The 14,729-nt window shown below is 44.4% G+C and carries 15 protein-coding genes and 1 other RNA gene; 5 read left to right on the forward strand and 11 right to left on the reverse strand.

Annotated elements, in window-relative coordinates; genetic code table 11:
• Positions 1–2: 2 nt before the first annotated feature.
• The 3 genes from WDV74_RS04465 to prpB are packed head-to-tail and all read right to left on the reverse strand — an operon-like array spanning position 3 to position 3,547.
• Positions 3–1,454: a bifunctional 2-methylcitrate dehydratase/aconitate hydratase gene (locus WDV74_RS04465; protein WP_338884875.1), complete on the reverse strand. Its 1,452-nt coding sequence runs from the start codon at positions 1,452–1,454 to the stop codon at positions 3–5.
• A gap of 22 nt (positions 1,455–1,476) precedes the next feature.
• Positions 1,477–2,649, reverse strand: coding sequence for a 2-methylcitrate synthase (gene prpC / locus WDV74_RS04470; protein WP_338884876.1), 1,173 nt, complete (start codon positions 2,647–2,649; stop codon positions 1,477–1,479).
• A complete protein-coding gene (gene prpB / locus WDV74_RS04475) occupies positions 2,642–3,547 on the reverse strand; it encodes a methylisocitrate lyase (protein WP_273560127.1) in 906 nt (301 codons plus the stop codon). Before prpB ends, prpC begins: the two co-directional genes overlap by 8 nt.
• Positions 3,548–3,839: 292 nt before the next feature.
• Between prpB and prpR the strand changes: the two genes are divergently transcribed.
• Positions 3,840–5,486 (forward strand): propionate catabolism operon regulatory protein PrpR, encoded by a 1,647-nt coding sequence (gene prpR / locus WDV74_RS04480; protein WP_338884877.1) that lies wholly within the window; start codon positions 3,840–3,842, stop codon positions 5,484–5,486.
• A gap of 55 nt (positions 5,487–5,541) precedes the next feature.
• On the opposite strand, the gene WDV74_RS04485 is transcribed toward prpR, so the two are convergent.
• Together WDV74_RS04485 and WDV74_RS04490 are read right to left on the reverse strand one after the other, a co-directional pair.
• Positions 5,542–6,513, reverse strand: coding sequence for a threo-3-hydroxy-L-aspartate ammonia-lyase (locus WDV74_RS04485; protein WP_338884879.1), 972 nt, complete (start codon positions 6,511–6,513; stop codon positions 5,542–5,544).
• Positions 6,514–6,635: 122 nt separating this feature from the next.
• Positions 6,636–6,740, reverse strand: a complete 105-nt coding sequence (locus WDV74_RS04490; protein ID WP_338884880.1) for a hypothetical protein — start codon at positions 6,738–6,740, stop codon at positions 6,636–6,638.
• A gap of 552 nt (positions 6,741–7,292) precedes the next feature.
• Between WDV74_RS04490 and WDV74_RS04495 the strand changes: the two genes are divergently transcribed.
• Positions 7,293–8,105, forward strand: coding sequence for a DUF2829 domain-containing protein (locus WDV74_RS04495; RefSeq protein ID WP_338884881.1), 813 nt, complete (start codon positions 7,293–7,295; stop codon positions 8,103–8,105).
• Between the two features lie 143 nt (positions 8,106–8,248).
• On the opposite strand, the gene WDV74_RS04500 is transcribed toward WDV74_RS04495, so the two are convergent.
• The 3 genes from WDV74_RS04500 to WDV74_RS04510 are packed head-to-tail and all read right to left on the reverse strand — an operon-like array spanning position 8,249 to position 10,702.
• Positions 8,249–9,757 carry an MFS transporter gene (locus WDV74_RS04500; protein ID WP_338884882.1) on the reverse strand — a complete coding sequence of 503 codons (1,509 nt, stop codon included), beginning with the start codon at positions 9,755–9,757 and terminating at the stop codon, positions 8,249–8,251.
• A gap of 31 nt (positions 9,758–9,788) precedes the next feature.
• Positions 9,789–10,532: an SDR family oxidoreductase gene (locus WDV74_RS04505; RefSeq protein ID WP_338885533.1), complete on the reverse strand. Its 744-nt coding sequence runs from the start codon at positions 10,530–10,532 to the stop codon at positions 9,789–9,791.
• A gap of 35 nt (positions 10,533–10,567) precedes the next feature.
• Entirely contained in the window at positions 10,568–10,702 is a 135-nt protein-coding gene (locus WDV74_RS04510; RefSeq protein WP_338884883.1) for a hypothetical protein, read from the reverse strand.
• A gap of 120 nt (positions 10,703–10,822) precedes the next feature.
• Here WDV74_RS04510 and WDV74_RS04515 point away from each other — a divergent pair, with 120 nt between their 5' ends.
• Positions 10,823–11,458 carry a TetR/AcrR family transcriptional regulator gene (locus tag WDV74_RS04515; RefSeq protein WP_338884885.1) on the forward strand — a complete coding sequence of 212 codons (636 nt, stop codon included), beginning with the start codon at positions 10,823–10,825 and terminating at the stop codon, positions 11,456–11,458.
• A 489-nt stretch (positions 11,459–11,947) separates the two neighbouring features.
• Here WDV74_RS04515 and WDV74_RS04520 read toward each other — a convergent pair whose 3' ends face one another.
• The 3 genes from WDV74_RS04520 to smpB form a co-directional block, all read right to left on the reverse strand.
• On the reverse strand, positions 11,948–12,301 hold the full coding sequence (locus WDV74_RS04520; RefSeq protein ID WP_338884886.1) for a gamma-glutamylcyclotransferase family protein: 354 nt from the start codon (positions 12,299–12,301) through the stop codon (positions 11,948–11,950).
• Between the two features lie 619 nt (positions 12,302–12,920).
• Positions 12,921–13,284: a transfer-messenger RNA gene (gene ssrA / locus WDV74_RS04525) on the reverse strand.
• Positions 13,285–13,334: 50 nt separating this feature from the next.
• Complete coding sequence (smpB, locus tag WDV74_RS04530; RefSeq protein ID WP_189760709.1) at positions 13,335–13,817, reverse strand: SsrA-binding protein SmpB; 483 nt, start codon at positions 13,815–13,817, stop codon at positions 13,335–13,337.
• A 157-nt stretch (positions 13,818–13,974) separates the two neighbouring features.
• On the opposite strand from smpB, the gene WDV74_RS04535 reads away from it, so the two are divergent.
• Both WDV74_RS04535 and WDV74_RS04540 read left to right on the forward strand, forming a co-directional pair.
• The gene (locus tag WDV74_RS04535) at positions 13,975–14,409 is read left to right on the forward strand and encodes a type II toxin-antitoxin system RatA family toxin (protein ID WP_338884888.1); all 435 of its coding nucleotides are present in this window, start codon (positions 13,975–13,977) and stop codon (positions 14,407–14,409) included.
• Entirely contained in the window at positions 14,402–14,695 is a 294-nt protein-coding gene (locus WDV74_RS04540; RefSeq protein WP_338884889.1) for an RnfH family protein, read from the forward strand. Before WDV74_RS04535 ends, WDV74_RS04540 begins: the two co-directional genes overlap by 8 nt.
• The last annotated feature ends 34 nt before the right edge of the window (positions 14,696–14,729 follow it).

The raw sequence follows: 14,729 nt of genomic DNA on the forward strand, positions 1-14,729 counted from the left end.
AATTATATGACATACAAATCAAGGTATTCGTTTACCGGGATGTCTCTCAATGCCATCAGATCAAGAGATATCGCTAAAATTTTTTGTTGCTGCTCTTGCGGGAAACGACGCGCCAGATTGGTTTTGAATTTCTCCTCTAATAGCGGAATGCCATCTTTACGGCGACGGGCGTGTCCAATCGGGAATTCGATTTTAACTTCGTCCAATTGAGTGCCATCGGTGAATGTCAACGTCAGTGCATTGGCAATGGAGCGTTTTTCGGGATCATGATAGTCACGGGTGAAATCAAGGTCTTCAACGCAGACTATTTTTTCCCGCAAGGTGTCAATGCGTGGATCGGCAGCGATATCATCTTCATAATCCGCAGCCGTCAGACGCCCAAAAATCAGCGGGACGGCAACCATATATTGAATACAGTGATCCCTGTCGGCGGGATTGTTCAATGGTCCCTGTTTATCAATGATTCTGATACAGGCTTCGTGGGTACGGATAGTGATTTGTGCAATATCTTCAATGCGTTTGTTGTGCTCTTTCAGTTGCTGATGCAAGATCATTGCTGCTTCTACGGCAGTTTGTGAATGGAATTCTGCTGGAAAAGCGATTTTAAACAGCACATTTTCCATGACATAAGAACCATAAGGGCGCTGGAATGTGAATGGCTGACCATTGAACAGAACGTCATAAAATCCCCAGGTTTTGGCAGATAATACAGAGGGATAACCCATTTCACCGGTTTGGGCTATCAGAGCCAGACGCACGGCACGGGAAGTTGCATCTCCCGCAGCCCAGGATTTGCGCGAGCCGGTATTGGGGGCATGGCGATAAGTTCTCAAAGATTGTCCGTCAACCCAGGCCAATGAAACCGCACTTAATATTTCCTCACGTTGCAGCCCTAACAGTTGAGCGACAACCGCCGTGGAAGCCACTTTGACTAAAATAACATGATCCAACCCGACTTTATTGAAAGCATTTTCTAATGCCAGGCAGCCTTGAATTTCATGCGCCTTAATCATCGCTGTCAGAACATCCCATATGGTGAGTGGTTTTTCTCCGCGGGCAATCGCATTTCTGGACAACCAGTCGGCGGTGGCAAGTATTCCGCCAAGATTATCAGAAGGATGTCCCCATTCGGCCGCCAGCCAGGTGTCATTGAAATCGAGCCAGCGGATCATTGCACCAATGTTAAAGGCGGCTTGAACAGGATCGAGCTGGAATTGGGTTCCTGGTACGCGCGCACCGTTAAGTACCGTTGTTCCCGGCACAATTGGCCCTAATAGTTTTGTGCAGGCGGGATATTCCAGCGCCTCTAATCCACAACCCAAGGTATCTATCAGGCAGTGGTGGGCTGTGGCGTAAGCAATTGGGGATGTTATGGTGTAGTCCATGACATAATCCACAATATCTACAATCACCTGATCGTAATCAGGTCGGTTGTTAACAACAGAGGTAGACATAATTAATCCTTAAATCGAATTATTAACGTTGTTCAAGCGGTATAAATGCCAAATTTTCAGGGCCAATATAGTGAGCTGATGGACGGATGATTTTGTTATCAATACGTTGCTCAATAATGTGAGCGGCCCAACCAGAAGTGCGGGCCATCACAAATAGCGGGGTAAACATGGCAGTAGGAACCCCCATCATGTGATAGGAAACCGCTGAGAACCAATCAAGATTCGGGAACATTTTTTTGTTATCCCACATCACGGATTCAATCCGATCAGCAATGTCATACATCTGGGTTGTCCTTGCTTCCTGGGAAAGTTGCAGGGCAATTTCTTTAATGACTTTATGGCGAGGATCGGAGACGGTATAAACCGGATGGCCGAAACCGATGATAACTTCTTTTCTCGCCAGACGGGCCAGAATATCGGTTTCGGCTTGCGCGGGAGTGTCATAGCGTTGCTGAATTTCGAATGAAACTTCATTGGCCCCACCATGCTTCGATCCACGCAGGGCACCGATTCCCCCGATAATGGCAGAGTAAATATCTGATCCCGTGCCCGCAATGACTCGGCTGGTAAAGGTAGACGCATTAAATTCATGTTCAGCGTACAAGATCAGGGAGGTGTGCATCGCTTTTTCCCATGATCCCCGTGGCTTTTGACCATGCAAGAGATGGAGAAAGTGTCCGCCAATGGAATCATCATCGGTTTCAACTTCGATGCGACGGCCATTATAACTATAGTGATACCAATACAGCAGTATTGAACCGAGAGAGGCGAGTAAGCGATCAGCAATATCGCGGGCACCAGCCAGGTTGTGATCTTCTTTTTCTGGCAAAGTACAACCCAGTACAGAAACGCCGGTACGCATGACATCCATAGGATGGGCCACCGCAGGCAGTGCCTCCAATGCGGCTTTGACATTGCTTGGCAGGCCACGTAAGGATTTCAATTTGTTTTTGTAGGATGTCAATTCTGCGTGGGAGGGAAGTTTGTCGTGGATGAGAAGATAAGCGACTTCTTCAAATTCACAATGGGCGGCCAAATCGAGAATATCATAACCACGGTAATGTAAATCATTGCCATTTTTGCCAACGGTACAGAGCGCTGTATTGCCTGCTGTGACACCGGACAGTGCAACTGATTTTTTGGGCTTAAATGGTGTAGATTCTGAGAGTTCCGTTGCCGTATTCTGCTTACTCATGAGTATCACCTCTGCTATTTTTCTGGGAAAACAGGGCATCCAGTTTTCGTTCAAAATCGTAGTAGTTGATGCTTTCATAAAGTTCATTGCGGGTTTGCATCATATTGATGACGTTTTTCTGTGTGCCATCTCGACGCAAAGTGGTATAGACCTGTTCGGCGGCTTTATTCATCGCCCGAAATGCTGATAGCGGGTAAAGGGCAATGGCGACGTTGACGCGCCTTAATTCTTCGATTGTAAAGAGTGGTGTCGCACCGAATTCGGTAATGTTCGCTAAAACAGGGACCTGCGTCTTGGACGCGAATTCCTGATACATATGCAGCTCGGTGATGGCTTCAGGGAACAGCATATCGGCGCCCGCTTCGATATAAGCTGTGGCTCTGTCCAGTGCGGCATCTAACCCTTCTACTGCCAGTGCATCCGTGCGGGCCATAATGACAAAATTTTCATCGGTACGGGCATCAACGGCAGCCTTGATACGGTCTACCATCTCCTGTTTGGAAACAATTTCTTTATTTGGACGATGACCACAACGTTTAGCACCGACCTGATCTTCAATATGCACACCCGCGGCTCCTGCTTTAATAATAGAACGAATTGTGCGGGCGACATTAAACGCCGAGGAACCGAACCCAATATCGGCATCGACAAGCAGCGGTAAGTCACAGACATCAGTAATACGGCGGACATCAATCAACACGTCGTCCAGCGTAGAGATCCCCAAATCTGGCAGCCCCAGTGAACCCGCAGAAACACCACCACCTGAAAGGTAAATCGCCTTGTAGCCTGCCTGTTTTGCCAGTAATGCATGGTTTGCATTGATGGTTCCGACGACTTGTAACGGAGATTCGTCCTCTATTGCCTGACGAAAAGCTAAACCAGCGGAAGAAAGTGCCATACATAACCCCATTGTTACCAAAATGAAACCAATTTGTATTTTGTTGTTACTGTGAATTTTTTTAGCAAAGTCTATGCCAATATTTAAAAAATGGGCAGATGGGCTAATGTTGATGTTTCAACTATATGTTTTAATTATTAAAAATTAATTTGGTGGATAGATTTTGGTTGATAAGTAGCTACTGTTTAGCTATTGGCTATAATGTATATTTGTTTCATATTGAATCAATTATGTTTCATTTTTGTTTCATATTTTGGCGGTGAAACAGAACACAAGCAACAGGGGAGGAGATATGGCATCAGCACAGGCAGAGGAACGTGATAACAATAAACCCGTTATCTGGACCGTCTCTGTTTCCAGACTTTTTGATCTTTTTCGTGATATTACACCGGAATTTGATCACCAAGCGAATATCACGCCGATTCAGTTGGGTTTTGAACGTGCGGTCCAACATATTCGCAAACGACTGGAAACTGAACATTGTGATGCGGTGATTTGCGCAGGATCTAATGGGGCGTATTTAAAAAGCCGTTTATCTGTGCCTGTGATTATAGCTAAAGCCAGCGGATTTGATTTTATGCAGGCATTGGCCCGTGCCCGACAAATCAGTTCCCGAATTGGTGTGATTACCTATCAAAATACGTTGCCTGCATTAGAAGAATTTCAGCAGCATTTCAATTTGCGCATTGAACAACGCAGTTATGTCACAGAGGAAGATGCTAGGGCGCAGGTCAATACGTTGAAGGCGATGGGCATAAAAGTGATTGTCGGGGCCGGATTGATTACCGATCTTGCTTATGAAGCTGAGTTAGTGGGGGTTTTTGTCTATTCAGCGGATTCGATTCGGCAGGCATTTAGGGATGCGTTGGAGATGGCCCGAATGAGCAAACTTAATCAGGCAATGATTTCTCCTTATCCTACAGAAGATAAACTACGCACACGGCACACAATCAACGACATCAGGGGACATTCTGTTGTGGTAGAACATGTGCGCAATACAATTATGCTGTACTCCCGCTCGACGGCAACAGTTTTAATTCAGGGAGAAAGCGGTACAGGAAAAGAGCTGGTGGCGCAGGCTATTCATCATGAATATACCTTGCGATATGGACAGCTAGCGGGCAAGTATCCGCGGCCATTTGTTGCCGTTAACTGTGGCGCGATTACGGAGTCTTTGCTGGAGGCTGAACTGTTTGGTTATGAGGAAGGCGCTTTCACCGGTTCACGACGTGGTGGGCGTGCGGGGTTATTTGAAATTGCACATAGAGGGACGCTATTTCTGGATGAAATCGGTGAAATGCCATTGCCTTTGCAAACGCGGTTATTAAGGGTATTAGAAGAAAAATCGGTTGTCAGGGTTGGTGGATATCGTCCGATTGCCGTCGATGTGCGGATCATCTGTGCGACGCATTGTGATTTAGATACTTGGGTCAGGGAAGGGCGTTTTCGGGCAGATTTGTTCTACCGTTTGAGTGTATTGCGGATCAACATACCTGCATTAAGGGAGAGGGGGGATGATATTGGTTTGTTGGCGCTAGAATACTTACAACGGGCTTTCGCGGTACTTAACTTACCCATTACTGCATCGAGGATACAGGCGCTTGCTGGGTGTTATGACGTGTTGCATGACTATCATTGGCCGGGAAATGTGCGTGAACTACGTAACTTAATGGAACGGATAGCGCTTTATTTAAGTGCTCATCCAGAACAGGCGTTAACCCCTACATTGATATTATCGCTTTCACCTGAACGCCAGACTGGCTCTGATGTTACTCAAGCAGCCCAGATTGAGACAGCTTCTCTTATCGAAAATACGCCTTTAGTACACGATATTGTGGCGCGGTTTTCCGGTAATCGGCGTGCGGCAGCAGAATATCTGGGCATTAGCCGCACGACGTTATGGCGGAAGTTAAAGAAAGAACAGGAAAAAGTTAAGTAGCAATTTTCTGCTTATTTTTATCATGCTAACGGGGGCATGATTAAATAATGAATGCTCATGAGAGCTTGTTTGCTAACAAATGTGCATATTGTTTTATATCAATATTTCCACCACTCAAGATAATTCCGATACGTTGCCCTTGCAATTGTTCCCGCATTGCGTTTGCCGCAGCAAATCCCAAACAGCCGGTAGGCTCGACAATGGTTTTCATTCGCTCGGCCAAAAAGTGCATGGCATCAATTAATTGATCATCTGACGCAGTAAGAATGTCTTTAACAAGGTGGCGAATGATAGCAAAAGTGTGTTGTCCCAAGTGTTGTGTTTGAGCACCATCTGCAATGGTTTTTGGGGTATTTATATGGACTATTTCACCTTTTTTAAAAGACTGCTGACCATCATTACCGGTTGCTGGTTCGACACCAAAAACCTGACATGTAGGGGATAAGTGAGCAGCGGCAAGCGCAGAGCCAGACAATAAACCCCCACCGCCAAGAGGTATAAACAGAGCATCCAACTCACCGACTTCTTCAAATAACTCCTTAGCTGCGGTGCCTTGACCTGCAATGATATGTGGATGATCGAAAGGTGGGATGAGTGTCATGCCGTGTTTTTCTGCCAGTTGCCGACCGATTTTTTCGCGATCTTCAGTATATCGGTCATAAAAAACTATTTTACCACCATAACCTTTTGTTGCCGTTATCTTAGCTTGGGGAGCATCGTGTGGCATGACAATGGTGGCAGAAATATTCAGTAACTTAGCTGCCAGCGCAATTGCTTGTGCATGATTGCCTGATGAAAAAGCAATAACGCCTGCGTTTTTCTGTTCATCACTAAACTGGGATAGGGCATTCATGGCTCCGCGGAATTTGAATGCCCCCATTTTTTGATAGTTTTCACACTTGAAATAGACTTGAGCGTTAAAGAGTTCATTGACAGTTGTTGATGTCAATACAGGGGTTTTATTGATATAGGATTTAATACGAGAATGTGCTGCATGAATATGATTATAATCGGGAACAAACTTCATTACTTTGTCTCCTTTGTCCGGTAATGTATCCCATCAATGTTATTGAATACCTTGATAAATAAGAGGGCAGTATAGTCACAATATTGTGGTTAATACTGGGATGGCTGTATCAATATGGCATCTTAGAATTTAATATATTCCAGAGGAATCCGGCCTGCTTCTCCTGAGTCTTTATATGCCCAGTACCAACCATTTAATGCTCGGTTAAGATACAGATATTCTCCCACTTTTACTGTTATACCAATCTAACTTCAAGATGCATGTGATTTCTCCCCGCGAGGCGGGGAGAAATCAAGTTTCATAGCGTGTTGTAAATTGCAACTTGAAGTTTAATGCGTATAACTCGTGAGCCGTGTAATAATAATACTGCGGCGCATATTAGTAAGCATTGTTGAGAATATTAATTAAAACTACTAGGGAAAAGTTTATTGCTTTCATGCTGAATTATTAATGTTGAGTTTTTACACATAATAACCTTTTGGGGATGATGTTTATTCTTATTGGTTTATATTCTTAGGGTGATTATGTTTCTGATTGATATTGAGTGTAATTTTTCTGTTTTTTTGTGAGAGCGATATAAATCAAATTAGAGTTTAATTAATTAAATTTTGAATTTTGAATTTTGAATTTTGACTGTTGCTTGTTTGTGCAAAAAACCACACAAATCTAACAAATTAAAATGGTGTTCAGTATTTGTTAATATATTTCAACTGTCTGACAGTGAACGGAATATAAATTTTATTTTTTCTTGAAATTACCTATAAATATAAGGAATTAGTATGTCTAACGTTATTAAGCCTGAATGTGAATGCCCATTCGATCCAAAACAATATCAATGCGATTGCTTTATTGCACCAGTGGGTTCTTTCTCTTGGGCTTTGATTCAATTAAAACTACGCAAGCGTATTGCCCGTTTTGTTTGGGGTGATAAAGGCATGTATCTAGCTATTACGCCACGAGTGAATAATCTAATTGTAGATGAAGGTAGTGCTTATGCGGTTGATGGTGTTGCTGTTGGGACTCAGTATGATTATCTGACACATATTGATTTGCATAATGAACACGGTAACTTCGTGCCTTGGCAACCGACACAAGAAGATATGATGGCTTGTGATTGGGAACTGATTAAAGAACTAGATGATATGTTAGTTTTCGATCTTAAATCAGAATATGAAGGAGAATCTAATTATTCGGGATATTTGGGTGTAAATAAAATAAGTGATACAAGTGTAAATCCTATGGGGATTTTAACTATCACCCAGAATAAAACAGCTATTGAAAATACTTCAATATTCCATACTAACATAAATAAAGATTATATTCATTTTGCGGTATCCATTAATGAAAATAATTCTCAAAAAGTGAAAGAATTATTTAAGAAGAATCTTTATGTCAAAGTTGACGATGTAATCTACAATCTTGGAGTATTCACAAAAGAGTTTGGACCAGATATAACAAATTCCACATACGGTGTTTTGTATTACTATAACCACGATGATGATCCACAAAAACCAGATGTTCAGAAACTAGGAGAGATTCTGAAGCAAACAGATCAAACTAAGCGTTATTACTTAAACTGGCGTGATGAATAAATTGCTCAAATTCATACTCTAAATTTAAGGCCGCGCAAATTTGCACGGCCTTTCTCATGTTATAAAGGTGGGATTTCTCGATTTCAAATTGGAAAATTCTTTTAGCGAGTAGACAAAGACAGTCGCATCAACCATGACTTGCCTTAAGCGGGCACACCTTCGTTATGCCCATTGACCCGGCCTAGCAGAGCCAAGATCATCAACGCCGTCAGCACGGAAGCTCCTGATAGAATGAACAAGGTAGTGCGAAACGCTGCATCGTAGCTGCGTAGCAGCGCGTCCTCTAATCCAGGTAGCAAGGTGTTGGCACCAGCCAAGTCGCCAATAGCAGCACGGCTGGCTGCTTGACCCAATGCTGTGTTGGAAGTGATGTCGGATAAACCAGACTGGATCAATATCACCAATAACACACCAAATACAGCCAGTGCTAAACCATCAGCCGATACACGGATCGCATTGAAGATGCCTGTGGCCATACCCGCACGTTCCTTCTCCACCACGCTGACCGCGAGGCTGTCCATCAGACCCCACGGTAAGCCGATGCCTACGCCGATCAGCAGCATTGGCCAGTGTAATACGCCATTAGCAGCACCTCCGGCTAGGTTATGACCCAATAGAGCCAAGCCCAGTGCCAGGATCAATAGGCCAATACCTGACAATATACCCGCCGATATCCAACGAGCCAGCACTCCAGCGATGAAAGGTACCACCAGCAGCGGTGCTGATAAAGCGATCATAATTTGCCCAGCCTCCAGTGCGCTGTAACCATCTACGCTGATGAAACGTGCTGGCAGGATCACGATCAGCGTGATATAGAAAAACGCGGGCGAAGCACCTAGCAGTTGTACGCCTACAAAGCGGGTGTTAGCGAACAGCGATAGATCGAGCATAGGGCGAGTCTGTCGTTTCTCTATAATGATAAAAGCGACGAACAATATCATGGTCGCCACCAGAGACGCCACTACGCCAGTATCTTTCCAACCGTGCTCCGGTACACGTAGCAGCCCGTAAGTCAGCAGTGTCAGGAAGCCGGTGAAACTAATTGCTCCAGGCCAGTCTAAACCCGTAGCCTGTGGGTCGCGTGACTCGTCAGCGGTGAAGAGTGCCAAAATCAGGCTAATGACACTGAGCAGTGCGGTTGCCAAAAATACCCAGCGCCAACCCGCAGTATCTACCAACCAACCTGCGGCCAATGGGCCAAAGGCCAGAGCAACACCGAAGCAGGTACCGAGGATACTGAATGCACGGGTACGAGTTGAGCCGTGGAAGACTTGAGCTAGGGTTGAAATGCCCCCGGCACATGCTACGGCTCCCGCTGCGCCTTGGAACAGACGCAACACACCTATCCACAGTACTGACGGCGCGTAGGGAATGATAAATGTGACTACGATGAATAGCGTCAGCCCGAGCAACCAGATCCGCTTGCGCCCATAAGTGTCGGCCAGACTTCCTCCTGCCATCATCAGGCTGCCATAGGTCAGGATATAGCCGTTCATCACCCAGCTAAGTTGATTAGGTGTACCGCCCAATATCTGCTGAATCGATGGTAATACTACTGCCGGACCGGTAAAACAGAGTGGTGTCAAGATGCCGGTTAGGCAGACAGTGAGGAGTAGGAACCAACGGCGCATGCCAGTATCGGATTTCTTCATTATGGTATTCTTCTGTTTGGATTGGATCGATTCAAGCGTTGAAACCGCCGTCCACGTCGATCACTGCACCGGTGATATAACGTCCGCTGTCGCTAGCTAAGTAGAGTACGGTAGCGGCAATGTCTTCGGGTTGGCCGTAGGCAGGCAGAGCTAATTTGGCCAAATTTGAAGGCGCGCACGGCCCATCGGCTGGGTTCATATCGGTGTCGATTGGACCCGGCTGGAGCAGGTTGACTGTGATGCCGCGTTTACCCAAGTCATGCGCGACACTCTTAGTCAAACCGACCAAAGCAGATTTGCTAGTGGCATACAAACTGATACCGGCTCGCCCCGCACGTGGGGCGAGGCAGCTCCCTAGAGAGATGATGCGTCCGCCATCAGGCAGATATTTGACTGCATGCATGATGGCCGCGAATACAGCCCGTAGATTGACCGATATGGTGCGCTCGAAATCGTCAATCGTGAGCTGATCGATGGTTCCAGTCAGGAAATTGCCAGCATTGTTGACCAGAATATTGAGTTGCCCGAGCCTGGAGATGGTTGTGTCCACGGCGGCGATAACTTGGGTGGCATCGGACGCATCGGCGGCGATGATTTCGGCACGTTGGCCAAGTGCGCGAATCTCTGTCGCGACAGCCTCTGCTTTGTCCTTGGAAGCACTGTAGGTAATGGCAACGTCTGCACCATGTGCGGCTAGCATGCGCGCAATGGCGGCACCAATACCGCGGCTACCACCGGTGACGAGAGCGACTTTTCCTGCGAGTGAGCTCATGATTAAAACTCCTATAATGGTTAAAGATGAAAGGTCATTTACAAGTAAATCTCAATGACTGGAAGGTATGTGCTCCTGTGGCTCGCAAAACCCGTCATCATCAGTGCAGGTAATCCAGGAGTTGGCAGGCGTTCACTTTCTGTTCCTGGAAATGTAGAGGTGTTTTTGTGCATCAAAACGGCTCCTTATCATTTATATACCAATTGGTATAAAATGTAATGATGATGAGGCTATCTTGTCAATGATTTTTATATTGAATAGTATTTAAGTTTATTTTTAATAAGGAAATGGTTATGGCTAAGATGGGTCGTCCCCGTACTTTCGATCGTGATGAAGCAATCAATCAAGCAATGTTATTGTTCTGGGAGTATGGCTATGAATCAACGTCTCTAAGCCTACTCAAAGCTGGGATGGGTGGTATCTCCGCTCCCAGTTTCTATGCGGCCTTTGGTTCCAAAGAGGCATTATTTAAAGAGGTGGTAATCCGTTATATCGATACGTATGGACAAGTAAGAATGAGCCTTTGGGATCAAACGCTTTCTCCCAAAGAGGCTATTGAGTTAACTCTACGTCGCTCAGCAAAAATGCAGACGGAATGTAGCCATCCTCCGGGATGTTTGTTGGTACTGTCAGCGAGCGTTTGCTCACCGGAGCACGACCATATCCAAAAACTGTTGGCTGATGCCAGAGGACAAGTACGGCAAGGATTCGCTGCCTGCATTCAGCGAGCTATAGACAACGGTGAATTGGCAAGTGAAAAGGACCCAGCCGTAATGGCTGCAATGTTTGACAGCTTCCTGTCAGGATTTTCAACTTTAGCTAGGGATGGAGTTCCTCTGAGTGTTCTCGAGTCATCCATTACGCAACTAATGAAAGTTTGGGATAGTAAAGTCAACAACAGTTGTGAGCATTACGATCAGTTTCGTTGAGTGTAGTGATTTCGATAATAGAAGCCTGTTTGGTTTCTATTGGTCATAGCTTAATAGTTTTGTCCATTAAAAATAGCGCGATGTACTCTGAGCTACTTTAATTAAACAGGATACTTTAATAACGGAATATAATCCCATTATTGAGTTGTAAAATGACAAAACGTAAGAATAGAACTTATCCCACTCAATTTAAGCAAGACCATAAACGACCATTGCTCATCTATTTCACAGATAATTTGAATATTATTTCCATTCAGGGATAGTGTCGTTACGTTTCAGGACGTGAGGTTTTTAACGTTTTCATGACGGTGGCTGTGGCGACTTTCAGGACTTGAGCGGTGTTGCGAATTCCCCATTATTCATCGTCATGTCGACAATCTACTCTACTACTTAAAAATAATGATGCACAATTATCCGAGGTAATTACCATGATGATGGTTGATATTTCAACCATCAATGTTAGCTATTCGGCTCGCCACTTATTATGCTTCACGCTTTAGCTACATAAACCCACGCAACATCACCTGATGTCAAATTTACTCTGATACGGTGATAGTCTGATACTTCATAAGCATCTGCTTTGAGAAGTTCATCTGATGAGACATAAAACGCTGTTCCTTCAACCCTATCGCTATCGTTTCCACTCTGACTAACAATCGGATGAAAGCGTTCTCCGCTTTCTGCCAAGACATCCGGATCAGTGATTTCGAGCATATTCTTACGCCAGCCAACCATTGCAGCAGGTTTTCCCTCCAGCAAGCGACCGAAATTAGCTTGTTGTACTGATTCTAGTTGAAGTGTCCCATAAGAAAAAAGCAGCTCGGTGTTTACATTAAATGTCATGATGACCTTCTGATAATATGGCTCGATATAGATCCTACGGCATGATACACATACCTCAATTAATAATACAGTGCTTAGATAGTGTCGTCATAAATAAATTCATGTAATAATAACCCTATATTACATGAATGGATGACTTAACCATGAGCACACCCGCACACCGCCGTCACGATATTTCCGATCATATTTGGATCAAAGTCTCTGCGTTGCGCCCAAGCTGCGCAATTCCCACGAAATAAACGTTAACCCCACGTAAAACGGACTACACCGCACCCGCCTGCGGTTTTGGGATCAGAAAATTATTTCAGTTTGAAGTGTAGAAAAAGGATCGAGATAAAAAAGCAATACGTTGATAATAAAAGAAATTTTATACTTTACGTGGGGTTAATGATCTACCTTTTACAAGAAGAATTTTAGAGAATATTTATTTTTCAGATGGTTATAGATTTTTGAAACTGAAATGGAATGGAACATAGTTATGTTAAGAAGAATTAAAAAATATCTTTTGAAACTGAAATGAAATAGTAATTGATATATGCGTAAAAATTTTCTGTGTGGACGCAATGTGGACATTCCAAAAATTAAGGGGCTACGTTTTCACGTAACCCCTTGTTTTATTTGGTGGAGCTGGCGGGAGTTGAACCCGCGTCCGAAATTCCTACATCCTTGGCACTACATGCTTAGTCTAGTCTTTACATTCGCTTGCCAGCTGCGGACAGACACGCCACTAACAAACTAGCCTGATTGGATTTAACGCTTCAACCCCAGGCAGGGCATCCACGCGATCTCTTTTGGGTTTGACCTCTCTTGATCCCCGTCCTAAGAGCAGAGGCTAGGGAGAGAGGGCTCTGCGCAGGTTATTAAGCTGCCAGTGCGTAGTTTTCGTCGTTTGCGACTATTGTTTTGCGGCTTTTTACGAGGCCAACCGCCCCTCGGCATGCACCTTGGGTTTCGCGAATCCCGTCGAATCCAGAATCAGCCCCAAGTGTATTAAGAATAAGTATATCAGAATATTGAGTGATAATGCCAGTGATTAACGCCCAGAATTCTTCATAATTCTCGCTTTGTCTAATTTCCATTCACGTTCTTTGATATCTGAACGCTTATCATGCGCCTTTTTACCTTTTGCCACGCCAATTTTGATTTTGCACCAGGCATTTTTCCAATACATGGAAAGTGCGACGATGGTATAACCTTCTCGATTGATTCGACCATACAGTGAATCAAGCTCGCGTTTGTTAAGTAGTAGCTTACGTGACCTCGTCGGATCACAAACTACGTGGGAAGAAGCAACATTTAATGGCGTAATTGTGGCACCAAAAAGATAAGCATCACCATCTTTGAGCAAAACATAACTCTCACTGATGTTAGCCTTGCCAGCGCGCAGTGATTTGACTTCCCAACCTTGTAGGGATAAGCCTGCTTCGAGTTCTTCCTCAATGAAGTATTCGTGGCGGGCTCGCTTATTCATGGCAATTGTTGCCGAACCGGGTTTGTATGCTTTTTTCTTTGTCATAGTGCGTTGTATTATACTGTATGCGTTAGTGAAAGAAATCTCTTCTGTATGATATTTAGCGATAAGTGCGCATTTATTGTTCTAAATGTCATCGGGTTTTTATTTAACCATGTTTAAGTGATACTATTCAGTGCTGTTATGTTTTACAGGAAACGATATGCCACAGATTAGTCGCTCTGCGCTAGTGCCTTACAGCGTGGAACAAATGTATAAATTGGTCAACGATGTGACATCTTATCCGGATTTTTTACCAGGATGTGTAGGTAGCCGTGTAATAAGCAGTAGCAACAATGAAATGACGGCTTCTGTTGAGGTCTCTAAGGCAGGGATCAGTAAGACGTTCGTAACGCGCAATACGTTATTTGATAATCAACGCATCAGTATGCAACTTGTTGATGGGCCTTTCCGTAAATTGATGGGAGGGTGGCATTTTACTCCGTTAAGTGAAGAGGCTTGTAAGGTTGAGTTGCATCTCGATTTTGAATTTACCAATAAATTGATTGAACTGGCTTTTGGTAAGGTATTTAAAGAGCTGGCGGGGAATATGGTTCAGGCTTTTACCCAACGTGCACGTGAGGTCTATAGTGTCTGAAATTAATATCGAAGTCGTTTATGCTCTGCCTGAACGGCAATATCTGCGTAATGTGAAAGTACCGCAAGGAGCAACCGTCGAACAGGCGATTGTAACGTCCGGCCTTTTGACATTACGTAATGATATCGATTTGGCTAAAAATAAAGTTGGTATTTATAGCCGTCCTGCCAAACTGACTGATACATTGGAAGAGGGAGATCGTGTGGAAATTTATCGCCCTCTGGTTGCTGATCCAAAAGAAATGCGCCGTAAACGAGCAGAGCGTGCGAAGAACAATGCACGATAATGTCTATTTATTCGCCAGGCTCTTTACTGGCGAA

The organism is Xenorhabdus sp. TH1 (assembly GCF_037260955.1).
Lineage (GTDB): Bacteria > Pseudomonadota > Gammaproteobacteria > Enterobacterales > Enterobacteriaceae > Xenorhabdus > Xenorhabdus griffiniae.